At 61.8% G+C, this 26,267-nt stretch carries 23 protein-coding genes; 16 read left to right on the top strand and 7 right to left on the bottom strand.

The genetic code is table 11. The features are described from left to right. Position 1 precedes the first annotated feature (1 nt). Both Q1A89_RS12740 and tsaD read right to left on the bottom strand, forming a co-directional pair. Positions 2–940, bottom strand: coding sequence for an NAD(P)H-dependent glycerol-3-phosphate dehydrogenase (locus Q1A89_RS12740; RefSeq protein WP_299728491.1), 939 nt, complete (start codon positions 938–940; stop codon positions 2–4). Continuing rightward, on the bottom strand, positions 937–2,031 hold the full coding sequence (tsaD, locus tag Q1A89_RS12735) for a tRNA (adenosine(37)-N6)-threonylcarbamoyltransferase complex transferase subunit TsaD (RefSeq protein ID WP_299728488.1): 1,095 nt from the start codon (positions 2,029–2,031) through the stop codon (positions 937–939). Before tsaD ends, Q1A89_RS12740 begins: the two co-directional genes overlap by 4 nt. Positions 2,032–2,111: 80 nt before the next feature. On the opposite strand from tsaD, the gene Q1A89_RS12730 reads away from it, so the two are divergent. From Q1A89_RS12730 to Q1A89_RS12715, 4 genes are all read left to right on the top strand, one after another. Beyond that, on the top strand, positions 2,112–2,792 hold the full coding sequence (locus tag Q1A89_RS12730; protein WP_299728485.1) for a uroporphyrinogen-III synthase: 681 nt from the start codon (positions 2,112–2,114) through the stop codon (positions 2,790–2,792). Positions 2,793–2,878: 86 nt separating this feature from the next. Then, positions 2,879–4,162 (top strand): hypothetical protein, encoded by a 1,284-nt coding sequence (locus Q1A89_RS12725; RefSeq protein ID WP_299728483.1) that lies wholly within the window; start codon positions 2,879–2,881, stop codon positions 4,160–4,162. 14 nt (positions 4,163–4,176) lie between these two features. Further along, positions 4,177–5,658, top strand: coding sequence for a heme biosynthesis HemY N-terminal domain-containing protein (locus tag Q1A89_RS12720; RefSeq protein WP_299728480.1), 1,482 nt, complete (start codon positions 4,177–4,179; stop codon positions 5,656–5,658). Positions 5,659–5,800: 142 nt separating this feature from the next. Further along, positions 5,801–6,910 (top strand): polysaccharide biosynthesis/export family protein, encoded by a 1,110-nt coding sequence (locus Q1A89_RS12715; protein ID WP_299728477.1) that lies wholly within the window; start codon positions 5,801–5,803, stop codon positions 6,908–6,910. An 81-nt stretch (positions 6,911–6,991) separates the two neighbouring features. Here Q1A89_RS12715 and ahcY read toward each other — a convergent pair whose 3' ends face one another. Both ahcY and Q1A89_RS12705 read right to left on the bottom strand, forming a co-directional pair. Beyond that, positions 6,992–8,380: an adenosylhomocysteinase gene (ahcY, locus tag Q1A89_RS12710; protein ID WP_299728475.1), complete on the bottom strand. Its 1,389-nt coding sequence runs from the start codon at positions 8,378–8,380 to the stop codon at positions 6,992–6,994. 75 nt (positions 8,381–8,455) lie between these two features. Next, positions 8,456–8,755 carry an S-adenosyl-L-homocysteine hydrolase gene (locus Q1A89_RS12705; RefSeq protein WP_299728472.1) on the bottom strand — a complete coding sequence of 100 codons (300 nt, stop codon included), beginning with the start codon at positions 8,753–8,755 and terminating at the stop codon, positions 8,456–8,458. A gap of 74 nt (positions 8,756–8,829) precedes the next feature. Between Q1A89_RS12705 and Q1A89_RS12700 the strand changes: the two genes are divergently transcribed. Together Q1A89_RS12700 and Q1A89_RS12695 are read left to right on the top strand one after the other, a co-directional pair. Further along, positions 8,830–9,426, top strand: coding sequence for an HD family hydrolase (locus tag Q1A89_RS12700; protein ID WP_299728469.1), 597 nt, complete (start codon positions 8,830–8,832; stop codon positions 9,424–9,426). Further along, positions 9,423–9,908: a GNAT family N-acetyltransferase gene (locus Q1A89_RS12695; RefSeq protein WP_299728466.1), complete on the top strand. Its 486-nt coding sequence runs from the start codon at positions 9,423–9,425 to the stop codon at positions 9,906–9,908. Before Q1A89_RS12700 ends, Q1A89_RS12695 begins: the two co-directional genes overlap by 4 nt. Before the next feature lie 181 nt (positions 9,909–10,089). Here the strand turns inward: Q1A89_RS12695 and Q1A89_RS12690 are convergent, their stop codons facing one another. Then, the gene (locus Q1A89_RS12690) at positions 10,090–10,644 is read right to left on the bottom strand and encodes an ActR/PrrA/RegA family redox response regulator transcription factor (RefSeq protein ID WP_299728463.1); all 555 of its coding nucleotides are present in this window, start codon (positions 10,642–10,644) and stop codon (positions 10,090–10,092) included. 87 nt (positions 10,645–10,731) lie between these two features. Continuing rightward, positions 10,732–11,349, bottom strand: coding sequence for an SCO family protein (locus Q1A89_RS12685; RefSeq protein WP_299728460.1), 618 nt, complete (start codon positions 11,347–11,349; stop codon positions 10,732–10,734). A gap of 78 nt (positions 11,350–11,427) precedes the next feature. On the opposite strand from Q1A89_RS12685, the gene regB reads away from it, so the two are divergent. The 8 genes from regB (at position 11,428) to trxA (ending at position 23,260) form a co-directional block, all read left to right on the top strand. After that, positions 11,428–12,825: a sensor histidine kinase RegB gene (gene regB, locus Q1A89_RS12680; RefSeq protein ID WP_299729164.1), complete on the top strand. Its 1,398-nt coding sequence runs from the start codon at positions 11,428–11,430 to the stop codon at positions 12,823–12,825. An 84-nt stretch (positions 12,826–12,909) separates the two neighbouring features. Then, positions 12,910–14,430 (top strand): PAS-domain containing protein, encoded by a 1,521-nt coding sequence (locus tag Q1A89_RS12675; RefSeq protein WP_299728458.1) that lies wholly within the window; start codon positions 12,910–12,912, stop codon positions 14,428–14,430. A gap of 44 nt (positions 14,431–14,474) precedes the next feature. After that, entirely contained in the window at positions 14,475–14,948 is a 474-nt protein-coding gene (tsaE, locus tag Q1A89_RS12670; RefSeq protein ID WP_299728455.1) for a tRNA (adenosine(37)-N6)-threonylcarbamoyltransferase complex ATPase subunit type 1 TsaE, read from the top strand. Continuing rightward, positions 14,941–15,963: a phosphotransferase gene (locus Q1A89_RS12665; RefSeq protein ID WP_299728452.1), complete on the top strand. Its 1,023-nt coding sequence runs from the start codon at positions 14,941–14,943 to the stop codon at positions 15,961–15,963. Before tsaE ends, Q1A89_RS12665 begins: the two co-directional genes overlap by 8 nt. Continuing rightward, a complete protein-coding gene (locus Q1A89_RS12660; RefSeq protein ID WP_299728450.1) occupies positions 15,939–16,631 on the top strand; it encodes a nucleotidyltransferase family protein in 693 nt (230 codons plus the stop codon). The genes Q1A89_RS12665 and Q1A89_RS12660 overlap by 25 nt, the downstream gene beginning before the upstream one ends. Then, positions 16,624–19,572, top strand: coding sequence for a double-strand break repair protein AddB (gene addB / locus Q1A89_RS12655; RefSeq protein ID WP_299728447.1), 2,949 nt, complete (start codon positions 16,624–16,626; stop codon positions 19,570–19,572). Before Q1A89_RS12660 ends, addB begins: the two co-directional genes overlap by 8 nt. Further along, entirely contained in the window at positions 19,569–22,901 is a 3,333-nt protein-coding gene (gene addA, locus Q1A89_RS12650; RefSeq protein WP_299728444.1) for a double-strand break repair helicase AddA, read from the top strand. Before addB ends, addA begins: the two co-directional genes overlap by 4 nt. 38 nt (positions 22,902–22,939) lie before the next feature. After that, a complete protein-coding gene (gene trxA / locus Q1A89_RS12645; RefSeq protein WP_299728442.1) occupies positions 22,940–23,260 on the top strand; it encodes a thioredoxin in 321 nt (106 codons plus the stop codon). A 54-nt stretch (positions 23,261–23,314) separates the two neighbouring features. On the opposite strand, the gene Q1A89_RS12640 is transcribed toward trxA, so the two are convergent. After that, positions 23,315–24,295, bottom strand: a complete 981-nt coding sequence (locus Q1A89_RS12640) for an aminoglycoside phosphotransferase family protein (protein WP_299728439.1) — start codon at positions 24,293–24,295, stop codon at positions 23,315–23,317. Between the two features lie 86 nt (positions 24,296–24,381). Here Q1A89_RS12640 and hslV point away from each other — a divergent pair, with 86 nt between their 5' ends. Together hslV and hslU are read left to right on the top strand one after the other, a co-directional pair. Continuing rightward, entirely contained in the window at positions 24,382–24,948 is a 567-nt protein-coding gene (hslV, locus tag Q1A89_RS12635; RefSeq protein WP_299728436.1) for an ATP-dependent protease subunit HslV, read from the top strand. Next, on the top strand, positions 24,945–26,252 hold the full coding sequence (gene hslU / locus Q1A89_RS12630; RefSeq protein WP_299728433.1) for an ATP-dependent protease ATPase subunit HslU: 1,308 nt from the start codon (positions 24,945–24,947) through the stop codon (positions 26,250–26,252). Before hslV ends, hslU begins: the two co-directional genes overlap by 4 nt. The last annotated feature ends 15 nt before the right edge of the window (positions 26,253–26,267 follow it).

Raw genomic sequence — 26,267 nt, 5'->3', positions numbered from 1 at the left:
CTTATTCCTCCTTCAGCGGACGGGCGAGCAATGTGCCAATCGCCGCTTTCATGTCTATGTTGCCGTCCACCAGATCAGCCACCGTCCGGCACAGGGGCAGATCAAGGTCCCGATCCGCCATCACATTGCGCAATGCCCGCGCCGTGCTAGCACCCTCGACCGTCAGACCCGTATCAAAGTCCGTTCCCGCCCCAAGGGCAAGGCCCAGCCGGTAATTGCGCGACTGATCCGAAGTACAGGTGAGCGTCAGATCGCCCAGCCCACTCAGCCCCATCAGCGTCTCGGCCTGCGCACCAAAGGCGGCGGCGAGGCGCTGCATTTCGGAAAACCCCCGCGTCATCAGCGCCGCACGCGCACTGTCACCCAGACCCGCGCCCATCACTGCGCCACAGCCAATCGCGATCACGTTTTTCAACGCCCCACCCAGCTCTGCCCCGATCACATCCGTGCTGCGATATAGGCGCAAGGTGGGGGTGGAGAGTTGCGCCTGCAACGCCCGTCCAACGCCCTCATCAGCGCAAGCCAGCGTGAGCGCCGTCGGCAAGCCGCGCGCGATATCAGCGGCAAAGCTGGGCCCGGTCAGAACCGCCACATGCCGCGCCGCGCCAAGAATGGCGGACGGGCCTGCACCGCTGTTCAGGTCAATGCCCTTGCAGCAGGCCACCACAGTCTTACCGCTCAGATCATGGGCCGCCACAAAAGCGCCCAGCGCCTGCATCGGCACGGCCATCAGCACAGTCTGGGCCGACAAAGCAGTCTCTAAATTGGCGGAAACAGACAAACCTTCAGGAAACGGAACCCCCGGCAGACGACGCGCATTCTCCCGCTCCACATCCATCTCCCCAACATCCCGCGCCCACAACCTCACCGGACCATTCTGTGCCAGTGTAACGGCCAGCGCCGTGCCAAATGCGCCTGCCCCGATCACGGACACGCTCATGCCTTGGCCCCCTTCTTGCCCGATCCCAACATCGCCGCGCTTTGCGTATCAAGCGGCATGCGGGGCCGCGCCGACAGGTCCATGCCATCGGGCGCACGCACCTGCATCTGCTCGATCCCCGCCGCGGCAATCATCGCGGCATTGTCCGTGCACAGCGCCAGTGGCGGGGCAAGGAACGCCGCGCCATATTCAACAGAAACCGTCTCTAACGCCCCACGTATGGTCATATTCGCCGCAACCCCACCGGCCACACAAAAGGTCGGGTTCGACGGCGAAAGTGCCAGATAGGCCGCCAGCGCACGCGCGCTCTTGCCCGCCAGACTATCGGCAACCGCCGCCTGAAACGACGCAGCTAGGTCCGCCTGATCCTGCTCGTGCAACCCACCGGCCTCGGCCACCAGATCGTCCCGCGCCCGCAACACCGCGGTTTTCAACCCGGAAAAGCTCAGATCACATCCCGGCTTGTTCGCCAGCGGCCTCGGGAAAGCAAACCGCGCCGCATCACCGTCGCGCGCCGCCTCTTCGACCGCAGGCCCGCCCGGTTGTCCCAGTCCAATCAGGCGCGCGACCTTGTCAAAGGCTTCGCCCGGCGCGTCGTCGATGGTGCCGCCCAACCGCTCGAACCGGTCCGGGCCATGGGCGATCAGGAACTGACAATGCCCGCCCGACACCAGCAGCATGAGGTAGGGAAACTGGACCCCATCCGACAGGCGCGGCGTCAGCGCATGACCGGCAAGGTGGTTCACCCCGTAAAGCGGCTTGCCCGTCGCCATCGCCAACCCCTTGGCCGTCATCACCCCCGATACCACCCCGCCAATCAGGCCGGGGCCGCAGGTCACTGCGATGGCGTCCAAGTCCGACAGTGTCATTTCAGCCTGTTCCAGCGCGGCAACGATGCTCACATCCAACCGCTCGGCATGGGCGCGCGCCGCGATTTCCGGCACAACCCCGCCATAGGCTGCGTGCAAGTCGGTTTGCCCGTAAACAACCGAGGACAGCACCACCATATCCCCCGGCACGCCACGCACCACGGCGGCAGCGGTGTCATCGCAGCTGCTTTCGATTCCCAGAAAAGTGTGGGCGCGGGTCATGGGCCAAGTTCCGTTGCACCTGATCTCTGCGCGAGGTAACACTTTGAACTGTGGCAAACAATGCACCTGTCCCCCTGATCATGACGCGCCCCCGCGCCGCGTCAAAGACGTTTTTGGCCGACCTGCCCGCCACTTTGATGGTCCACCTCTCACCAATCTTCAGCCCGCTGATCCGCATCGAACAGCTGTCGCCGCAACTCGATATGGGGCCCAAAGACAGCGCCGTCTTTTCCTCGGCCAACGGCGTCGCGGCGGCACCTGACGGGCTGGGCCGCGCTGCGTATTGCATCGGCCCTGCCACCACCAAGGCCGCTCTGGCCCGGGGCTGGGAGGCGACCCAGGCCGGACAGGACGCCGACAGCCTCGTCGCCGCCATGCAGACCATCCGCCCCGACAACACCCTGTTGCACCTCGCCGGGGTGCACACACGCGGCAACATCGCCGGCCGCTTGTCCCGCGCGGGCATGACGATCCGCCATGTTGCACTATATGACCAAGTGTTGGGCACTTTGACCGACGAGGCGACGCAGATCATCGCCTCCGCACCATGCGTCATCGTCCCGCTGTTTTCACCGCGCACCGCCGCGCAATTTGCCAAGCTGACACCGGCCAGCGAAACGGTACACATCATCGCGCTGAGCCCTACGATTGCACAGGAGCTGACCCCGACCCACTTCGCCAGTCTCACCGTCGCAAAACGCCCAAATGCACAGGCAATGGGCGATGCGCTGTCAGAGGCGGTTACGCGGAACCGATTGTAATCCAGCGGGTTGAGGGGCAAGAGCACGCAGAGTAGAGTTTGAGACGGCGCGCTGCGCGCCAACAGAATCGGAAGGGGGAGACGACCTTGGCTAAACGCAAACGCCCAATCAAGGCCACCAAGGGCGAGTCACCTGCCGAATCCTCCGCCACAGATGAAACGATCATCGAAGGTACCGTTGTCGATGAAACGCCCGAGGATGCGCCAAAGGCCGACGAGACCCCATCCGAACCCGAAATGGCTGAGGCCGCGCCTGAATCGGACGTTGTGACCGACACCGACGCGTCCACAAAAGACACAAGCGAAACGCCTGAGCCTGAGCCTGAGCCTGAGCCTGAGCCTGAGCCTGAGCCTGAGAGCACACTCCTGCCCGCACCCACACCTGTCCAGCCGGAACCCGAGCGCGCCTCGGTCGTTCCGATGATTTTTGCGGGCATCCTCACCGCCCTCCTCGGCTTTATCGCCGGACGCAGTGACCTGCTGCCGGGGGGGCCGCCACCAGCACCACCCGCTGACCCGGCCATTGCGCAAGGAATCGCGGATGCAAACGACCGTCTTGCCAATCTTGAAACCGCCTTTGCCAACCTGCCCGAACCGCTGCCGGTGACAGATGGCGCCATTGATCTCAGCCCGCTCACCGCGCAACTGGCTGACGTCTCTGCGCAAGTGGCCGAGCTTGGCCTCCTGAACGAACAAATCGAGGTGCTCAGTGCGCGGGTCGATGCGCTGGTCGCACAACCCAGCAAAATGGTCGAAGTGCCGGACGAAGCGCTTGATGCCGCCATGGCCGAACTGCGCGCGGTCGCCGCAGCACAACAGGCCGAGATCGACCAACTTCTGGCCAATGCCCAATCGATCCAGAACGACGCCACAGCCGAGGCGACAGCCACATTGATGCGCGCCGCCATGACGCGGATCACGGCCGCCATCGACACCGGCGCGCCCTTTGCCACGGCGCTGGGTGATCTGGAACAGGCCGGGGCGACCGACATCCCCGACGTGCTGCACTCAGTCGCCGCTGATGGGGTCACACCCCTTGCCACCTTGCAGGACAACATCCCCGATGCCGCCCGCGCAGCCCTCGCCGCCGCGCGCGGTGCCGCCGAGGACAGCACCGGCCTTGGCGGGTTCCTGCAACGCCAGCTTGGCGCCCGCGCTGTTGAACCGCGCGAGGGATCAGACCCGAATTCAGTTCTGTCCCGGGTCGAGGCGGCTGTCCGGGCCGGACGGCTGGGCGACGCCCTGGCCGAGGCCGAAGCATTGCCCGAACCCGCACGGAACGCCATGGGATCATGGCTGGAACAGGCGCAATCGCGCCAAGACGCCGTCACAGCGGCAAACGCATTGGCAGAACGCCTGTCTGCACTCTGAAGGGGCCTCTATTCATGATCTGGTCATTGGTTAAAATTGTCGTCTTCATTGTGGCTGTGGCCGCACTCGCCCTCGGGGCTGGCTATCTGCTGGAGGCCGAAGGCGGGGTGCGCATCATCGTGGCCGGTCAGGAATTCACGCTGGGCCCACTGGAATCCGTGGTCGGGCTTATCGTTCTGGTGCTGGCGATCTGGATCGGCCTCAAGATTCTTGGCCTGCTGGTGGCCGTGTGGAAATTCCTCAACGGCGACGACACGGCCCTGTCGCGCTATTTCGCGCGCAACAAGGCCGCCAAAGGCTTTGACGCGCTGGCCGAAGGCATGATGGCGCTCGCCTCGGGCGAAGGGCGCGTGGCGCTCGCCAAGGCGGAAAAGGCCGACCGCTATCTGAACCGCCCCGAACTGACCAACCTGCTGACCGCGCAGGCCGCCGAAATGGCCGGGGATCGCAAAAAGGCAGAAGAAACCTATCGCAAGCTGGTGCAAAACGACTCCACGCGCTTTGTCGGCGTTCGGGGCATTATGAAACAAAAGCTGGCGGATGGGGACACCGACACCGCCCTGAAACTGGCGCAAAAGGCCTTTGCGCTAAAACCCAAACACGAGGACACGCAGGACGTTCTGCTGAAATTGCAGGCCGGACACGAGGATTGGGCAGGCGCCCGCCAGACCCTGTCGGCCAAGCTGAAATACGGCAACCTGCCGCGCGATCTGCACAAACGCCGCGACGCCGTGCTGGCGCTGAGCGAGGCCAAGAAGGTGCTGGACAAGGACGAGACCATCGAGGCGCGCGAGGCCGCGATTGCCGCCAACAAACAGTCTCCCGATCTGATCCCCGCCGCCGTCATGGCCGCCGAAGGCTATATCGAACAGGGCCAAAAGAAATACGCCACCCGCGTGCTGAAAAAAGCGTGGGAGGCCCGGCCCCATCCAGACCTCGCCGCCGCCTTTGCCGCGATCGAGCCAAACGAGACGCCGGCAGCGCGGCTCAAGCGCTTTGCCCAACTGTCACGCAGCCACCCGAACGATCCGGAAACGCGGATGCTGATGTGCGAACTCAACATCGCGGCCGAAGATTTCCCGGCCGCACGCCGCGCCCTTGGCGATTTGTTTGAAACCGACCCAACCACGCGCTCGGCCACGCTGATGGCGGCCATCGAACGGGGTCAGGGCGCAAGTGATGCGGTTGTGCAGGGCTGGTTGACCCGCGCCTTGTCCGCGCCGCGCGGGCCGCAATGGGTCTGCGACAATTGCCAGAACATCCACGCCGAATGGACCCCGATCTGCACCAACTGCGCCGCCTTTGACACGCTGTCGTGGAAACGCCCGCCCAGCGCCGAAATCGCGATGCCGGGGGGCACGGAAATGCTGCCGCTCCTGGGCGCACAAAGCGCGGATCCCGCCGCCAACGCCATCGCGGTGGTCGACAGCACCAGCACCGACGCCGAGGTGATCGAGGCCGAAGATCTGGGCAATCCTCCGAAAAAGAGCGCCTGACACGCTGAACATCCTGCCGGGGCCGCGCAGCCCTTGCAGGCCCTGATCCTCGCGTTATACGTGTTTTATGTCGTCTTACTGGGCGCGGCGCCGGATCATCCCGGACAGACCGCCACCCACAAGGCCCGGGGGAACATGTGTGGTGCGGCTATTTCTGAACAGATGTCTGGCAATTGGCCTCATCCTTGCCCTTGGGGCCTGCACCCTGCCGCGCGGCGCTGCCATCCAAAGCGAAGTGGTGCGCAGTCAGGATGACGCCGCCGCCAGCTTTTCCGTCGTTCCCGTGACCCCGGCCAATATCGGCCAGTTGCGCACATGGCCGGTGACGGGCTGGGTGGGCCATTATCACTGGTTCAGCGGCACGCGCGGCCCCAAGTCCAACCTTATCCGGCCCGGCGACGTGATTGACCTCGTGATCTGGGACAATCAGGACGGCTCTCTGCTGACGTCGCCGGGCAACAACAATGTCACGCTGTCGGGTCTGCGGGTATCCCCGACGGGCACGATCTTTGTGCCCTATATCGACGAGGTGGCGATCGGCGGGTCCACCCCCGAAGCTGCTCGCGCCAGGATCGAGGACCAGCTTGAGGCCGTCGTGCCTGCAGCGCAGGTCCAACTCACCCTGCAGTCGGGCCCCGACAATTCGGTCAGCGCGGTGCGCGGGTTCGGCGCGCCGGGTACCTATCCTATGCCCAACCGCGACTTTTCCATCCTCAACCTGATCTCGACCGCCGGGGGGATCAATGACAGCCTCGAAAACCCGCTGGTCCGGGTGATCCGCGACGACCGGTCGTACGAGATCAGGGCGGACACGCTGTTCTCGCGCCCATCGGCCAATGTGGTGCTGCGCGGTGGCGACAGCGTCATCGTCGAAGAAGACGACCGCTATTTCGTCGCCCTCGGTGCCACCGGATCAGAGGCGGTTGTGCCGTTCGGGCAGGAACACATCACCGCAATCGAGGCGCTGGCGCTGCTCGGTGGGCTCAACGACACACGGGCCAATCCCAAGGGCATCCTGATCCTGCGCGATTACCCGCAAAAAGCCTTGCGTAGTGACGGTTCTGGCCCGCCAAAGGCCCAAGTGGTGTTCACCATCGACCTGACCTCGGCCGAGGACATTTTTGCCGCGCGCAAATTCCAGATCAATCCAAACGACCTGGTGATGGCCACGGAAAGCCCGGTGGGATCGGTGCGCACCGTGTTCGGACTGGTCGGGTCCATCGTCGGTGTCAGTAACGCGGTTTCGGACTAAGCGAACAGAAAAAGGCCCCAACGCAACTGCGCGGGGCCTCTTCTTTCGTCCGTAGGGTGGGGTTTCACCCCACCACGCACATCAATACCGGTAATGCTCGGGCTTGAACGGACCCTCAGGCGCGACGCCAATATAGGCCGCCTGAACGCTGTCGAGCTGGGTCAGCTTGACGCCAATCCGATCCAGATGCAGACGCGCCACTTTTTCATCCAGATGCTTGGGCAGGATGTAGACGTCGTTCTTATACTGGTCCGTGTTCTGCCACAGTTCGATCTGCGCCAGCACCTGGTTGGTAAAGCTGGCCGACATCACGAAAGACGGGTGGCCCGTGGCGTTGCCAAGGTTCAGCAGACGCCCTTCGGACAGCAGGATCAGACGATTGCCATTCGGCATCTCGATCATGTCCACCTGTTCCTTGATGCTGGTCCACTTGTGGTTCTTGAGGGCCGCAACCTGAATTTCGTTGTCGAAGTGGCCTATATTGCCGACGATGGCCATGTCCTTCATCTGGCGCATATGCTCGATGCGGATCACGTCCTTGTTGCCGGTGGTGGTGATGAAGATGTCGGCGCTGTCGACAACATCCTCAAGCAGCACAACCTCGAACCCGTCCATGGCAGCCTGCAGCGCGCAGATCGGGTCAACCTCGGTCACCTTCACGCGGGCGCCTGCACCGGACAGGCTGGCGGCGGAGCCTTTGCCCACATCGCCATAGCCCATGACGACGGCGACCTTACCGGCCATCATGGTGTCCGTGGCGCGGCGGATGCCGTCCACCAGCGATTCCTTGCAGCCATATTTGTTGTCGAACTTCGACTTGGTCACCGAATCGTTCACGTTGATCGCAGGGAAAGGCAGTTGCCCGTCGCGGACCAGTTCGTAAAGGCGGTGCACGCCTGTGGTGGTCTCTTCGGACACGCCCTTGATCTGGTCGCGGATCTTGGTGAACCAGCCGGGGGTTTCGGCCATGCGCTTGGCGATCTGCTTCTTGATCACCTCTTCTTCTTCGGATGTGGGGACGGGGATGATGTCTTCGCCCGCTTCAGCGCGGGCACCCAGCAGGATGTACAGGGTGGCATCACCACCATCGTCCAGGATCATGTTTGGCCCATCGGCAAACTGGAACGACTTGTCGAGGTAATCCCAATGCTCTTCCAGCGACTGGCCCTTGATGGCAAAGACCGGTACGCCGCTTTCGGCGATCACAGCCGCCGCATGGTCCTGCGTCGAAAAGATGTTGCAAGAGGCCCAGCGCACATCCGCGCCCAGCGCCACCAGCGTCTCGATCAGAACAGCCGTCTGGATGGTCATGTGGAGCGAGCCGACAATGCGGGCACCGGACAGCGGCTTGCTTTCGCCATATTCCGCGCGGCAGGCCATCAGGCCCGGCATTTCGGTTTCCGCGATGTCCAGTTCCTTGCGGCCATACCCGGCAAGCGCGATATCTTTTACAACGTAGTCATTCGCCATGTGCGTCATCCCTATGAAAGTTGGGGATGCGCTACCAGACAATGCGATCAGGCTCAATGCGGCTTTGCGTCAGACTTAACGACCCGTATCCAAACCCGCCACCAGCAGGTCTTCACTGACCTCACTGCCCCAATCATGGCCCTGCGCCAGCACACAGCTTTGGCCATCGGCAAGGTATTGCACAAGCGTCCATGTGCCGGTTTCCTCCGAGGCCCAGATCGCGGTGGATTCTGTGCGGGACTCTTCGACCGGAGTTTCGCCGTACCAATCAACCAGACTGGCCTCCATCTCGGGGGCGGACATGCACACGTCCTGTGCCGCCAGCGACGTGGCGGACAGGGTGAGGGTTGCGGCGATCCATATTGCGGGTTTCATAACGGTCTCCTTCGTGGAAAAAACGTCGAAGGATCAAAATGGTTCCCGATGCGAAAAAGGTGAGGCGCCCGAACATGGCCAAACAACCCCGTGCATGGCAGCGCATGTTGTCAGGTCGGCGTCTCGATCTGCTCGACCCCACGCCGATGGATATCGAGATCGAGGACATCGCCCATGGCCTTGCCTTCGTGGCGCGCTGGAACGGGCAGACCGTGGGGGACTTTGCCTACTCCGTGGCCGAACATTCCCTTTTGGTAGAGACGCTTTTTGGCCGGATCGCTCCCAAGGCCCCGCCGAAATGGCGGCTCGCAGCGCTGCTGCACGATGCGCCCGAATATGTGATCGGCGACATGATTTCCCCGGTCAAGGCGGCGGTGGGTCCGGGTTACGGCGCGCTGGATGAACGGCTCGAGGCGGCGGTGCATATCCGCTTTGGCCTGCCCGCCAAGGTGCCTGTGGCGATCAAGAAACAGATCAAGAAGGCCGACAAGATCAGCGCATGGATGGAAGCAACCCAGATCGCAGGCTTTACCGAGGCCGAGGCGACGCGCTTTTTCGGCAAACCGCCCGGCGACATGATCGCCGACCTCACGATCCTGCTGCGCCCGCCGCTTGAAACCCGCCACGCCTTCACCGCGCGACACGCCGCCTTGCTGGAGCAATGCACATGATCAACGTCCGCCCCGCCATCGCCCTTGATGCGTCTTCCATGGCGCGCCTGTTGAACGCGATCATCGCCGAAGGGGGCACAACGGCAATCACCACCGAAGTCTCCGCCGACGACCTGTCCGGCTGGATGCGGTCAAATGACGGGCGCACCGCTTGGCATGTCGCCGTCAATGCAAGCGAGGAAGTGGTCGGTTTTCAATGGATCGACGCGGCCGACTACTTGCCGCCCGAGGCCGCCGAAATCGCCACATTCGTGCAGATCGGGCAGACCGGGCTGGGGATCGGATCAAAGTTGTTCGACGCCACCCGCAAGGCGGCCAGGGACATTGGATATTCCTGGATCAACGCCAACATCCGCGCCGACAACGAGGGCGGGCTCATCTACTACCAGTCCCGCGGATTTCAGGACTACGGGCGGATCGAAGGCTACGAAATGGCCAACGGTCAGCGCGTGGACAAGATCCTCAAACGCTACGACCTCTAGCCCGTTAACGACTTGGCAAGAATTGTGCACCAAGGCGGTGCACAGTGTGTGCACGCGGTGTGCACAGCCTCTGTACGTCCAAAATCGGCCCCCGAAACACGAACACGTCCCACTTCTCTGATTTCAAAAAATCCTCGGGGGGAGGCGCAGCCGGGGGGCAGACAGCCCCCCTCCCGCCCTCTCAGCGTGGCGAGCGTTTGGCCAGAATGCGCTGCAATGTCCGACGGTGCATATTCAGCCGCCGGGCCGTTTCCGACACGTTGCGATCGCACAATTCATAGACCCGCTGGATGTGCTCCCAACGCACGCGATCCGCGCTCATCGGGTTCTCCGGAGGTGGGGGCAAATCATCGCCCGTGGCCAGCAACGCGTTGGTGATATCGGTGGCATCAGCGGGCTTGGACAGGTAATCCGTTGCCCCGATTTTCACGGCAGCCACCGCCGTCGCAATCGCACCATATCCGGTCAGCACAACCACGCGGGCATCGGGGCGCTTGTCCCGCAAAACCTCGACCACATCGAGGCCATTGCCATCCTCAAGGCGCAGGTCAACCACCGCATATGCGGGCGGGCGGGCCGTCGCAATCGCCTTGCCACCCGCAACACTGTCCGCCGTCTCGATCTCGAATCCGCGTTTCTCCATCGCCTTGGCAAGGCGGCGCAGAAAGGGTTCGTCATCATCAACCAGCAAAAGGGTTTTGTCAGTGCCTAGTTCCGGCAGTGCGGCGTCAGCCATGTGGTGCTCCAATTCCCGTATTTCGACCTGTTCGGCTGCGGTTAGATATGGAGCGCACCGCGGCTGGCGTCAAATTTTTCCGCCTTTTCAGGCGTTTTCAACGAAACACGAAACACTGTCTGCCATCGCCTCGGCGCTGGTATCTCTGCGATAAAACTCAACAAATCCCAATTCGGGCAGCACAAGATAGGTAAAGGTCGAATGATCCACCAGATAGAACTCGTCCGAGGTGTCATGGGCCTTGTAATAGGTGCGATAGGCCTCTGATGCGGCCTTGATCTGCGCGGGCGACCCGGTCAGGCCGATCATCTTTTCATGCAGGTTAAAGGCGAAATCGCCCACCAGTTCCGGCGTATCGCGTTCGGGGTCGATGGTGATGAACACAGGCGTGACAGACATCCCCCGCTCCTCCAGCAGATCGACCGCCTCGGCATTGCGGGCCGTGTCCAGCGGGCACACGTCGGGGCAGAACGTATAGCCGAAATAGATCAGGCTTGGTTCGGTAATCACATCCTTGTCCGTCACGGTCGCACCTTCGGCATTGACCAGTTCGAACGGTCCGCCAATCTGGTTGCCGTCACCCGCAATTGTCGTGGCCGAACACTGCGCGAGACCGGTCTTCTCGCCCCCTGTCGTCATCCACCAGGCTCCGGCAATAAATACGGCGGCGACAAGTGCGGCGATGGGTGCGATGATGCGGGTCATGGTTGTCCTCGGGGCGTCAGTATTGATGTCCTTGCTATCAACCTTACACTCCAGTGCAACCAACGAAGTAGTGACATGATGGCGCAATCAGAATTTGGCCTGGTGACCGGGCAACAACGCTCCAACTGGATAAGACTGCGCACCATGATCCTGCTGCGCTGGGTTGCCATCGTCGGCCAGCTTGTCGCGCTGACGGTGGCGCAGCGCATGTTTGGGCTGCAGCTGGAAATTGGCCTGTGTTATCTGGCGGTTGGCATATCCGTTGTCGGCAACCTTGTGGCAATTTTCGTGTTTCCCGAGAACAAGCGCCTCGCCGAATCCGAGAACCTCTTGATGGTGCTGTTTGACCTGTTGCAGCTTGGCTTTCTACTCGCGCTGACGGGCGGGCTGAACAACCCCTTTGCCCTTCTGATGCTGGGCCCTGTGACGATTTCGGCGGCGGTTCTGACCACCCGGTCGACGATCCTGATCGGGGCGACCGCCATCATCATCGTCACGCTGCTGTCGGAATATCACCTGCCCCTGCGCACGCAGGACGGGGCCGTGCTCAGCATTCCGGACCTGTTTGTCTTTGGCAACTGGATCGCGCTGGTGATCGCGGTCTGTTTCATCGGCCTCTATTCCCGGCGTGTCACCTTTGAAATCCACTCGATGTCCGACGCGCTGTCGGCCACCCAGCTTGCCCTGTCCCGCGAACAGAAACTGACAGATCTAGGGGGCGTGGTCGCCGCGGCTGCGCATGAGTTGGGCACACCCCTGGCGACAATAAAACTGGCCAGTGGCGAGTTGATGGAGGAGTTGTCGGACCTGCCCGAACTGCGCGAGGATGCTGCCCTGATCCGCGAACAGGCCGACCGCTGCCGCGACATCCTGCGCGACATGGGCCGGGCGGGCAAAGACGATTTGCACCTGCGTCAGGCTCCACTCATGGCCGTGGTGCAAGAGGCCGCCGAGCCGCATATTCACCGCGGCAAAGAGGTCAAATACACCCACGATCCGGATGCCGGTGTCGAGATTGACCAACCCGCAATCCTGCGCCAACCCGAGATCATCCACGGCTTGCGCAATCTGGTGCAGAACGCAGTCGACTTTTCCCGCTCCACCGTCTGGATCGAAGCGCATTGGACGGACGAAAAGATCACCTTGCGCATCATGGACGATGGCCGTGGCTTTCCGACGCAGGTGTTGGGGCGCATTGGCGATCCGTTTGTCCGTTGGCGCAAAGCGGGTGGCGCACGAGTGGAGCGCCCCGAATACGAAGGCATGGGCCTGGGCCTGTTCATCGCGAAAACGCTGCTGGAACGGTCCGGTGCCGAACTCACCTTTGCCAACGGCACTGACCCCTATGCCAGCACTCCGGTCGATGGCCAGCATCTGGGTGCCATCGTCGCCGTTGTCTGGCCTCGGCACAAGATCGACGCCCGCCGCGGCGAAAACGCAGTGCCCCAAGGCCAGAACGAAAAAATAAAAGCATGATCCGGCGTTCGGCACGCCAAAGTTAACGGCGTGTTAACCTAAGTGAAGCATAGGTAAAGCCTCGCGTTTGAAAGGTGACGAAGCGTGCCTGTTGTCGAGATCATTGTTGCGTTTGTCTGTGCGGCCACCGCTGTCGGTATGGGGCTCGTGTTTTTGGGTGCGCGGCGCACATCCGAAATCGCGATGGCGCAGCCCGGCCCTCAAGGCATGCATTTCCTGTTCTGCGATCTGGATCTTGAGCATGCAACAGATCAGGCCCGCGCGGTCCTGTTCAAGGAAAGTGGCGAAACCGATTGGCATGCGCTGCGTGCGGCGCTGACGGCGCGCTTTCCCGGATTGCCCGACGCCGACGCCCTGCGCACACTGGATTCCCTGACGCTCCACTCCGCCGCGCTGGATGATACTGCTATCCTGCATCTGGACCGCGAACGGGAAATGACCCGCGTGGTCATCAAGGATGAATCCGTCACTGACGCCACTGCCGTGCATGAAATCAAGTCGATTGAGGCCGAATTGGGGACGCTTCGACTTGCAGCTGCCGCATCGCCCTATCCGATCTGGCTGGTTGGTGCGGACGAGACAATCCAATGGCACAACACGGCCTACGCCACCCTGTCCGAAGCGGCGCAACCGGAACAGGACAGTGTGAACAAACCCCTGTTCGAACTGGATCAGGACCTTCTGGACGAAAAGCAGACCATCCGTGTCCCGGTCAAGATCGCCAGCACCGGAACGACTGAGTGGTACAACGTAACGGCCACCCGCGTGACCGGAAACATCATCTACCACGCTATCGACATCAACGCGGTGATCGAGGCCGAAGTGGCGCAGCGCAACTTTGTCCAGACGCTGGCCAAGACCTTTGCCCATCTGTCCATCGGCCTCGCCATCTTTGATCGCAACGGGCAGTTGGCCCTGTTTAACCCGGCGATGGTCGATCTGACCTCATTGCCAGTTGAATTCCTCAGCGGACGGCCCGATCTGTTGGCCTTTTTCGACCGGCTTCGCGACAACCGGGTGATGCCGGAACCCAAGAATTACAGCTCGTGGCGGCAAGAGATTTCCGACATGATCGCCGCCGCCACCCATGCCAGCTATCAAGAGACGTGGACCCTTAACACCGGCCACACCTACCGCGTCAGCGGGCGTCCCCATCCGGATGGGGCCGTGGCCTTTCTGATCGAAGATATCACGGCAGAAATCTCGCTGACCCGCAACTTCCGCGCAGAGCTGGAACTGGGTCAGTCGCTAATGGACACGTTCGAGGATGCGCTCGCGGTGTTTTCCTCGGCCGGAGTGCTGACGTTCTGCAACATCGCGTTTCGCGAGATGTGGAAGATGGACCCAGATTGCAGCTTTGCCGATGTCACAATCGTCGATTCAATCAAGGAATGGCAGTCTCAGACCGCGCCAAATCCGGCATGGGGCGACATGCGTGAATTCGTGATGAAACTGAGCGAACGCGCCCCGTGGGAAGCGGACATCATTCATCACACCGAGGGGCCGTTCACCGTGCGCCTGTCACCAATCGCATCCGGCGCGACGGTGGTGCGTTTCACGCAAAACATACCCCTGCCCGCACGCGCCACTCAGGTCAAAGCCTAGGTCATTCTGCTTGCAGCGGCGCGCGATGCCGATAGTTTGGCGACATGACGCCAAGCCCGCTGACCCTCGACTGGCCTGACCCTGATGCGACAGCCCGGTGTGCCGTCGCACTTGGCACATCCTTGGACCCCGGCGACGTGATCTTGCTGGCTGGTCCGGTGGGGGCGGGGAAAACACATTTTGCCCGCGCATTGATCCAATCGCTGCTGATCACGCCCGAGGACGTCCCCTCGCCCACTTTCACGCTGGTGCAGACCTATGACACGCAGGCCGGTACGCTATGGCACGCGGATCTCTACCGTGTGTCGATGGATACCGAGGTGGATGAACTCGGGCTGCTCGAAGCCTTTGAAGACGCCATCTGTCTGGTCGAGTGGCCGGATCGGTTGGGCCCGCTGACGCCGCCTGACGCGCTGCATCTTGAGATCGCCGCCGTGGGTGACGGGCGGGTGGCCCGGTTGACCTGGTCCGATCCCAAATGGTCGGATCGACTGGCGGATGTGGTGCAACATGTCTGAGCGCGGCAAAACCATATCCGCTTTTCTTGACGAGGCGGGCTGGGGCGGCGTGCCGCGCACCCTTGTTGCGGGCGATGCCTCGAACCGTCGATACGAACGGTTGCAGCGCTCCGCCCAAGACAGCCTGATCCTGATGGATGCGCCCGCGGAAAAGGGCGAGGATGTGCGCCCCTTTGTCGAAATCACCAACCACCTGCGCCGCGTCGGCCTGTCCGCGCCCGAGATTATTGCCGAAGACCCTGTCAACGGCCTGCTGCTGATCGAAGACCTAGGCGATGATCTGTTTGCCCGCGTAATGACAGCTGATTCTTCGCTGGAACAGCCGCTTTATCAGGCAAGCGTCGACGTGCTGTTGCATCTGCACCGATCTCAAGCCCCGGCGTTGCCGCGCTATGATGCGGACGTGATGACGGACAAAGCGGCGCTGGCCTATGACTGGTATCAGCGCGGTACGCTGGGCACCGTCGATGCGGGAACCAAAACGACATTCGAGACCGCATTTCACGCCCTCCTCGCCCCGCTGGATGCGATGACCCCTGTGCTGATCCAGCGTGACTACCACGCAGAAAATCTGATCTGGTTGCCTGAACGGGACGGTGTGAAACGGGTTGGCTTGCTCGACTATCAGGACGCAATGCTGGGGCATCCCGCCTATGATCTGGTGTCGATTGTGCAGGATGCCCGGCGCGATGTCAGTCCCAAAACGGCTGACGCGATGATCCAACACTATGTTGATGGCTCCGGAGTTCAGAGCGACGCGTTCATGGCGGCCTACGCGCTTTTGGGCATGCAACGCAACATGCGGATTCTGGGCGTCTTTGCCCGCCTGTCCATGCATTTCGGCAAGCCGCTCTATGTTGACCTAATCCCACGTGTGTGGGGGCACATTCAGACCAATCTGTCTCACCCGTCGCTCTCGACCATCAAACCGCTGATCGACACGGACCTGCCCGAACCGACACCTGCCCTTTTACAAAAGCTCAAAGATCAATGCGCCACGATTCCATCCCTCTGATGCTGTTCGCCGCCGGGTTTGGAACACGGATGAAGCATTTGACGGCGCACCAGCCCAAACCCATGATCCCTGTGGCGGGGCGGGCGCTGATCGACCACGCGCTTGCGCTGGCCCATGACGCACAGGCCGACCCGATTGTCGCCAACCTGCACTATCTGCCCGACATGCTGGAACGGCACCTTGCGGGCACTGGCGTTCGCACAATTCGCGAAGAACCGGAGATACTGGAAACCGGCGGTGGGCTGCGCAATGCCTTGCCGCACTTGGGTTCAAACCCGGTGCTGACGCTGAACTCTGACGCCGTTTGGTCCGGGTCAAACCCGCTGAAACTGCTGGTCGAGGCTTGGAATCCATCGATTATGGACGCACTATTGATCTGTGTGCCGCTGCAGCGTGTTCACGGGCGCGAAGGCAAGGCAGATTTTGACATCGACCCCGCTGGCCGCCTGCATCGCGGCGGCGACACTGTCTACGGTGGCGCGCAGATATTGAAGACTGATCTGCTGAAAACAGTCTCTGATCAGGCGTTTTCACTGAATGTAGTCTGGAACATGATGGCTGACGAACAGCGGCTGTTCGGCCTCGAATATCCCGGCCACTGGTGTGACGTCGGCCATCCGGGCGGCATTGCGGAGGCCGAGGCGATGCTGGACAGACACGATGTTTGACCCCTCCGCGTCCCCTCGCGTGTACGGATGCGCATTGGGAGTGGATTTTCCGGCTGCTGTCATTCGCGGGCTTGATCAACGGTTGCAACACGCCGCCCCCGAGGATTGGGCGCGAGTCACGCTGTTGGTCAACACGCGACGCATGGCGCGCCGCCTGCGTGATTTGTTCGATGCAGGCCCTGCACGTTTGCTGCCGCGAATCCGGATGATCACGGATCTCGACGACCTGTTGCCTGACGGCCCAATGCCTGACCCCGCTTCAGGTTTGCGGCGTCGGTTGCAGCTGGTCGCCCTGACCAACAAACTGATCGAGCAACAGACCGGCTTTGCCCCGGACACCGCCGGGTTCGATATGGCGGACAGCCTTGCCGCACTCATGGATGAAATGCAGGGCGAAGGCGTGAGCGCGGCAGACATCGCTGCCCTGGATGTATCCGACCAATCCGGGCACTGGGCGCGCGCGCAAGAGTTCATCGCAATCGCGCAGTCCTATATTGATGCATCCGGTGATGCGCCAGACGCCGAAGGACGGCAACGAGATACTGTCGTGCGTTTGGCCGCCCATTGGGCCGAATACCCTGTGTCAGACCCTGTTTTGGTTGTCGGCTCCACCGGATCGCGCGGCACGACACAGCTGTTGATGCAGGCGGTCGCTGCGTTGCCACAGGGGGCCGTGATCCTGCCCGGATTCGATTTCGACATGCCCCATGTCTGGGAACGGATGGCAGAGAACAAGGCGGACGAGGATCATCCCCAGTTCCGGTTCCTAAGGCTGGCGCAGGCCGTGGGGATCGACCCGGTTCACATTGCACACTGGTCCGATAACGCCGCACCAACAACGGCGCGCAACCGGCTGGTGTCTCTGGCCCTGCGCCCTGCTCCGGTGACCGACGCCTGGCGCATCGAAGGACCGCAACTGCAGGATCTGGACATGGCCACCGCACCGATCACCCTGGTCGAGGCCGACACGCCCCGTGCCGAGGCCATCGCCATCGCAATGCGTTTGCGCGAGGCCGCCGAGGTTGGACAACGCGCTGCGCTGATCACGCCGGACCGGATGCTGACACGACAGGTCACGGCGGCCCTCGATCGCTGGAACATCCTGCCCGATGACAGTGCGGGAACGCCGCTGCACCTTTCGCCGCCCGGTCGATTCCTGCGCCATGTGGCCAGCCTGTTTGATCGACCGCTGGATGCCGAGGCGCTGCTGACGCTGCTCAAACATCCGCTGACCCATTCCAGCCACGACCGAAACGAACACGTGCTGAAAACGCAGAAATTGGAATTGCGCATGCGCCGGCAAGGCCTGCCCTATCCCGACGCGCCCGGCCTGCTGCACTGCGCCCGGCTTGCGGACAAAGCGGAGCCTGACGCGATGGAGCATTGGGCGACATGGGTGGCAAGGCAGACCTGTGACCAGACCGTTCCGGGCAAATTGCCGCTTTCCGATTGGGTCGCGCGGCATATCGCATTGGCAGAGGCCATTGCCAACGGACCCGAGGGCACTGATACGGGCGAGCTGTGGCTGAAAAAAGCCGGGCAAGAGGCGCAAAAGACCATGGCCGCCGTGCAGGACGAGGCCGCGTTTGGCGTTGACCTGACGGCTGCGGACTATGCGAATCTGATCGGCGGCATCCTCAGTCAGGGCGAGGTACGGGATCGCGATTCACCTCACCCTACGATCATGATCTGGGGCACCCTCGAGGCGCGGGTTCAAGGGGCCGACCTCGTCATTTTGGCGGGTTTGAACGATGGCACCTGGCCCGAAGCGCCCAAACCCGATCCGTGGTTGAACCGAAAAATGCGTCTCGATGCAGGGCTTTTGCTGCCGGAACGGCGGATCGGCTTGTCCGCGCATGACTTCCAACAGGCCATCGCCGCACCCGAGGTGTGGCTGACCCGATCCATCCGCTCGGACGATGCGGAAACCGTACCATCACGCTGGATCAACCGCCTGAAAAACCTGTGCGTTGGTCTGGCCGCGCAAGGCTGGCGGGATGTCTGGGCGGAGATGGGGGATCGCGGGTCGATCTGGCTGGATCGCGCGCGCCAACTGGACGCCGCGCCCGAGGTCGAGAGGGCAAAGCGGCCCGCGCCCTGCCCTCCTGTGTCTGCACGTCCGCGTCGTTTGACCGTGACCGAAATTCAGACTCTAATCCGCGACCCATTCGCCGTTTATGCCAAACACTGCCTGCGGCTGCGTGCGCTCAAACCGCTGGTGCAGACTCCAGATGCCCTGCTGCGTGGGATCCTGTCGCACGACGTGATGGAAGGTTTTGTCAGGGCAACCCTGGACGATCCCAGCGTCATGACGGTTGAGGCATTGATGGACCATGCTCGCGAAGTATTGCAGAGCGATGTGCCCTGGCCCGCCGCACGCGCCCTATGGCTGGCGCGGTTCGAACGCGCCGCGTCGTGGATCGTCGAAACCGAGGCGCAGCGGCAATCCATCGCAACGCCAACACTGTTCGAAGAAGAGGCCAAGGGCCGCCTCATCCTCCCCTCCATCGCGACGACGCTGGAAGGGCGCGCGGACCGAATCGACATTGACCCGGCCGGTGATGTCATTCTTTACGATTACAAATCCGGCGCTCCACCCAGCAAGGACAAGCAAAAACACTTTGACAAGCAACTGCTGATCGAGGCCGCGATGGTCGAGGAAGGTGCGTTTGAAAAGCTGGGGCCTCGCAGCGTCAAAGCAGCCCAATTTGTAGGATTAGGGTCGAATCCAAGGATCGAGGACGCACCAATCGACGACGAATCGAGCCGGACGATCCTCGCCGAACTGGTCAGCCTTTTGTCGGCCTATCTTGAAGGCGACAAGGGCTACACCTCGCGCCGCGCCATGGAAAAGGATACGGATGCGCGCGACTACGACCAACTTGCGCGCTTCGGTGAATGGGATGTGTCCGCCGACGCGCACCCAGAGGTGCTGACATGACCCCGCTGAACGAAGCAACGCGACGTCAGCACAGCGCGGCGGAACCGATGGCATCCACCTGGTTGTCGGCCAATGCGGGCTCGGGCAAGACCCGCGTGTTGACTGATCGGGTGGCCCGCTTGTTGTTGGAAGAGGTCGAACCGCAGCACATCCTGTGCCTGACCTACACCAAGGCCGCCGCCTCGGAGATGCAAAACCGGCTGTTCCAGCGGCTTGGAGCGTGGGCAATGCTGGACGATGCAGATTTGCGCGGCTCGCTCGCTGAATTGGGCCTTGATCGCGCACCCCAAGACGACGATCTGCGCCGCGCCCGCACCTTGTTTGCCCGCGCCATCGAAACGCCCGGTGGTTTGAAAATTCAAACGATCCACTCGTTCTGTGCGTCTCTGTTACGGAGGTTTCCACTCGAAGCGGGGGTCAGTCCGCAGTTTACCGAGATCGAAGATCGCGCCGCCGATCTGTTGCGGGCGGAACTGGTCGATCAGATGGCCGACGGGCCGGATGCAGACTGCCTTGCCGCGCTGGCCCGCCATTATACGGGCGAGGATTTTCTGAAGCTGACCAAAACGATGGTCGGCATGTCAGACGATTTCACTGACCTGACTATGGGCGACGCGCTTGCGCTGTTTGATCAGCTCGCCTCACTCACCCACACCAGCATCGAAAGCGCCACTTTTGCACCCAGCGACTGGGAGCTCCTGCAAGACCTGATCCCCGCACTGGTCGCGCGTGGGGGCAATGACGGCAAGGCTGCAGCAAAGCTGAGTACGCTGAACGAACTCAACTGTGCGACTTTGCCGGATTTGATGGACGTCTTCCTTTATGGCGCCAACACCAAAGCGCCATTTGCGGCGAAAACGGACAGATTTCCAACCAAGGACACGCAAAAGGCCGTGCCCCATCTGATCGAGCCGCTCCACGATCTGATGCGGCGGGTGGCGGATGCGCGCGCGCCGTTTCTTGCGCTTGCTGTGGCCGAACGAACAGTCATCCTGCATCAATTCGCGCGGCGCTTTTCAGACCTCTACGCAACGGCCAAGCAAAGGCGCGGGTGGCTCGACTTTGACGATCTGATCCAGAAGGCGCGCCAATTGCTCAGCGATGATCGCGTGGCGGCGTGGGTGCTTTATCGGTTGGACGGCGGAATCGACCATATTCTGGTGGACGAGGCCCAGGATACCAGCCCGGCGCAATGGGATGTGATCCGCCGTCTGGCCGAGGAGTTTTCAAGCGGGGAAGGCGCCCGCGCCGATGTGACGCGCACCATTTTTGTCGTCGGTGACAAGAAACAGTCGATCTATTCCTTTCAAGGCGCCGACCCGCGCGAGTTTGATCGGATGCAGCGTGAATTCGGCTCTAAACTAAGCGAATCCGGGCAAGTCCTGCGTGACTCCACCCTTGATCATTCGTTCCGATCATCGCCTGCGATCCTTCGATTGGTGGACGAAGTGTTTCGCGGCGCAGGTTCAGCCGGGTTCGATGGCGGTCAGCATATCGCCTTCAACACTGATCTGCCCGGCCGGGTGGATCTGTGGCCGCTGGTGCCCAAGCCCGAAAAAGAGCCTGATCAGGATTGGTTTGACCCGCTGGACCGGCGCAGCCCCGAGCATCAGTATCGCATTCTTGCGCGTCAGATCGCGGGCCAGATCAAGACGATGATCGACGACAAGGTGCGCATACCTGATGCCAAAGGTGCCCGCCCCGCGCAGCCGCGCGATTTTCTGATCCTTGTGCAACGCCGCGGCGGTATCTTTCCCGACATTATCCGCGCCTGCAAAGAGGCCGGATTGCCCATTGCGGGTGCCGATCGTCTCAAGGTCGGGGCGGAAATCGCGGTGCGCGACCTTGGGGCGTTGTTGTCTTTTCTGGCCACGCCCGAGGATAGCCTGTCGCTGGCCACTGCGCTACGCTCACCACTGTTCGGCTGGTCCGAGCAGGACCTGTTCACCCTGGCCCACCACCGGGAGGATGAATTCCTTTGGTCTGATCTGCGCAAAAAACGTGACGTCCATCCCGAAACAGTCTCTGTCCTGTTTGATCTGCGCGACAATATCGATTTCCTGCGCCCCTACGATCTGATCGAACGGATGCTGACCCGGCACGGCGGCCGCAAACGTCTGCTGGCGCGTTTGGGCTCAGAGGCCGAAGACGGAATCAACGCGCTGCTATCTCAGGCATTGGCCTATGAACGCGCCTCCGTGCCCAGCCTCACCGGTTTTCTGGCGTGGATGGAGACGGACGAGCTGGAGGTCAAACGCCAGATCGACAGCGCCTCCAACCAGATCAGGGTGATGACGGTACATGGATCAAAAGGACTGGAGTCGCCCATCGTGATCCTGCCCGAATGCGGCAAACGCGATGTTGTGATCCGGGATGAGGTCATTGCGGTGAAGGGCGTTCCGGTCTGGAAAATGCCAAGCGCCAGCCAGCCGGATCAGATGGCAGAGCGCATCGACGAGATGAAAACGGCCCAGCGCGAAGAGTCGCTGCGCCTGCTCTATGTGGCTCTGACACGGGCGGAAAAGTGGTTGATCGTCGCGGCGTCCGGTGAATTGCACAAGGACGGTGACGACTGGCACCAACGGGTCGAGGCCGGGATGCGCGCAAGTGGGGCGTTTGATCTGGACACACCGGTTGGTCCGGGTTTGCGGATGGAGCACGGGTCGTGGGACTTTACTGAAGACATGCCCGAACCGCCTCACCTTTCCGAACCCGCCCCGCTGCCGGATCACTTTTCCGCGCCCGCCCCAGCACTGCCCACACAAACGCAAACCCTGTCGCCTTCTGATCTCGGCGGGGTCAAGGCGCTGCCCGGCGACGGGTTGGATGAGGCGACGGCCAAGGCCTACGGAACATGGGTTCACCACTTGTTGGAAACGGGCGGCGTCCAAACCTCCAAACCGCCCCCGGAACTGACCGATGTGCTGCAGGATGAGGGACAACGCGAGGCCGAGGCGATTTTGCGTGATACGCACCTCGCGGAGATATTTGCCGCAACCACCTTGGCCGAGGTCGCGATCACAGCGCCGTTCGGCAAGGACCGGCTTCACGGCACGATCGACCGGCTGATCGTCACACCCGATCACGTCCACATCGTTGATTTCAAAAGCAATCGCGTGGTGCCTGACGCGCCGGCGGACTGTCCCGACGGCGTCTTGCGCCAGATGGGCGCCTATGCGCATGCCATTGCGCAGGTCTATCCCGGACGCGCCCAAACCCTGAGCATCCTTTGGACACGGACAGGAATTCTCATGTCCTTGCCGCACGATATAGTGATGAGCGCCCTTGCACGCACGCCATATCTTGACGATGACAAGGCGGATACATAGGTTCCAGCCCTACGCGTGATCCATGCAGGAGAAATAGAATGGCCACCCTCGCCGTAACTGACGCAACATTTGACGCCGAAGTCAAAAATTCCGAAGTCCCCGTCGTGGTGGATTTCTGGGCTGAATGGTGCGGCCCCTGTAAACAGATCGGTCCCGCGCTCGAAGAGTTGTCGACCGAGATGGAAGGCAAAGTCAAAATCGTAAAGGTCGACGTGGATTCCAACCCGAATTCACCGGCTCAGATGGGTGTGCGCGGCATTCCTGCGCTGTTCATCTTCAAGGACGGTCAGGTCGTGTCGAACATGGCCGGCGCCAAACCCAAGGCCGCCCTGCAAAGCTGGATCGAAGAATCCATCTAAACCCAAACGCGGTTACAGAATTCGAAACGGCCTCCTGTTTGCAGGGGGCCGTTTTCAGTTGAGGGCAAAGGCTGTGCGCGCGAGCGCCTCGATCCTGTCCATGCGGGCCGCTTGCCGCCAACTGCGCCGCGTCTTGTTGGGCGGAATCAGGCGCCAATCGTTGAGCAGTTGGACGAATGGCAGAAATCGCACCGCCGGGTCGTCACGTTCGACAAGCCGATAGCCGTCAAAGAACGCATCGAGGGTCGCGTCGGACAGCAGCCTGCCCTCTGACACATCCTCGCCGGGTTGAAACAACTCTGCATAGTCCATCAGAAGACGCGCGATATCGAAACCAACAGGCGCGGTCGAAGCTGGCTTGAAATCAAGACCTGTTTCGCCTTCGGGGCCCAGCAGCAGGTTGCGCAGGTTGAAATCACCGTGTTTTGCGGCGGACGTGGTTTGCTGATCCATCGCGGCCGCAGCCTTGTCCGGCATTTGTTCACAACACGCGACAAACATTTTCGGCAGGGCCACGCGCAGTGTCCCGGCCCGCACCGCGTCGCGCATTCTCGCGGCATGGCGCAGCATAAATTTCGGCTGATAGGTCCGCTCTTCAAGCGGGCCGGACCCGTGAAATGCGCCCAACCATGCTCCGGCGCGGCGCAGCATCTTGTCATGGGGTTTTCCCGCGAGCAGATGATCGTTCAGCGTTTTTCCCGCCGCTTCGGCCATGACAACAATTCGGCCATCATCGGACGCAAACAGAACCTCGGGGGCGTGTGAGCTATTGCTCCCAGCCAGCCGCTCAAAAGCATCTCGTTGCGCGGCGATCGCCGCGGACAGGTCCGCATCATCCGGCGCGGCAAACACCTGTTTCAGGATCAACGGTCGCGGACCCTTCAAACGCACCACGATGTGGCTGCGCGCAGGTTCATCCTTTTGCCAGATCAGCTTGGCCCGGTAGGCCGCCGTATCCAGCCCAAGGTCGGGCGCAATCTCTGCCCATGCCGCCTGCGCCTGTTTCAGACGTGGATCCGTGCCCATCAGTTTCATGCCCGACACACAACCACATTGCCTGCACGGATTGAAGCTGTCGCAGTTAGGTCGCATATAGGCCCGAACAGGCAAGGAGACGCGACATGGCCAATTCCGAATTCCCCGGCTGGCACGGCACCACGATCATCGGCGTGAAAAAGGGTGGCGAGGTTGTGGTTGCGGGCGACGGGCAGGTGTCCCTTGGCCAGACCGTAATCAAGGGGACCGCGCGCAAGGTGCGCAGGCTCAGCCCAAGCGGGTTTGACGTTGTGGCTGGCTTTGCCGGATCGACGGCGGATGCCTTTACACTTTTGGAGCGCCTTGAAACCAAGCTCGAGGCGACGCCGGGCCAGTTGGCGCGCGCAAGTGTCGAGCTGGCCAAGGACTGGCGCACCGACAAGTACCTGCAAAAACTCGAGGCGATGCTGATCGTGACGGATGGCACCGACATGTTTGTCATCACCGGGGCGGGCGACGTGCTGGAACCCGAACATAACGTCGCGGCGATCGGGTCAGGCGGAAACTATGCGCTGGCCGCCGCACGCGGGCTGATCGACAGCGACCGCGACGCCGAAACCGTGGCACGCGATGCCATGGCGATTGCGTCTGACATCTGCGTCTACACAAACGGCAACCTGACCGTCGAGACGATCAAAGGAACACCCAAATGACTGACCTGACCCCACGCGAAATCGTCTCGGAACTGGATCGGTTCATCATCGGGCAGGCGGACGCCAAGCGGGCGGTGGCCGTGGCGCTGCGCAACCGTTGGCGGCGCAAGCAGTTGGGTGACGACCTGCGGGACGAGGTCTATCCCAAGAATATCCTGATGATCGGGCCCACCGGCGTCGGCAAGACCGAGATCAGCCGCCGTCTGGCCAAACTCGCGCGCGCGCCCTTCCTCAAGGTCGAGGCGACCAAATTCACCGAGGTCGGCTATGTCGGGCGGGATGTGGAGCAGATCATTCGCGATCTGGTCGACGCCGCGATTGCCCAGACCCGTGATCTGATGCGCGAGGATGTCGCGACCAAGGCCAAGCAAGCCGCCGAAGACCGGGTGATCACCGCCATCGCAGGCACCGATGCGCGCGACGGCACGCGCGAGATGTTTCGCAAGAAACTGCGCTCGGGCGAGCTCGACAGCACGGTCATCGAACTGGATGTCGCCGACACGTCAAACCCGTTTCCCATGATGGACATCCCCGGCCAGCCGGGCGCGGGGGCGGGCATGATGAACCTTGGCGATCTGTTTGGCAAAGCCATGGGCGGACGCACCACACGCAAGAAACTGACCGTCGCGGCCAGCTATGATGTGCTGATCGGCGAAGAGGCGGACAAGCTGCTGGATGACGAAACTGTCACTAAATCCGCGCTGGAAGCGGTGCAGGAAAACGGGATCGTTTTCCTTGACGAGATCGACAAGGTCTGTGCCCGCTCGGACGCGCGCGGCGGTGATGTGAGCCGCGAAGGTGTACAGCGCGATTTGCTGCCCCTGATCGAAGGGACAACCGTCAGCACCAAACATGGCCCCGTCAAAACCGACCATATCCTGTTCATTGCATCCGGCGCGTTCCACATCGCCAAACCGTCTGACCTGCTGCCCGAACTGCAGGGCCGCCTGCCGATCCGGGTTGAGCTGCGCCCCCTGACCGAAGACGATTTCGTGCGCATTCTCGAGGAAACCGACAACGCGCTGACCCTGCAATATTCCGCCCTGATGGCGACCGAACAGGTGACGGTGACTTTCGAACCCGAAGGCATCCGCGCCCTCGCGCGCATCGCAGCCGAGGTGAACCAGACGGTCGAAAATATCGGCGCGCGGCGGCTCTATACCGTGATGGAGCGGGTGTTCGAAGAGTTGTCCTTTACCGCGCCGGACCGGGGCGGTGAGGAAATCGTGGTCAATTCCGCCTTTGTGGAGCAGCATTTGGGCGAGCTGTCGCGCTCGACCGATCTAAGTCGCTATGTGCTGTAGTCGTGCGGCCTGATC

Origin of the sequence: uncultured Tateyamaria sp. (genome assembly GCF_947503045.1) — a bacterium.
Lineage (GTDB): Bacteria > Pseudomonadota > Alphaproteobacteria > Rhodobacterales > Rhodobacteraceae > Tateyamaria.
The sequence above is the reverse complement of the archived record's forward strand: the minus strand, read 5'-3'. Positions and strand labels throughout refer to the sequence as shown.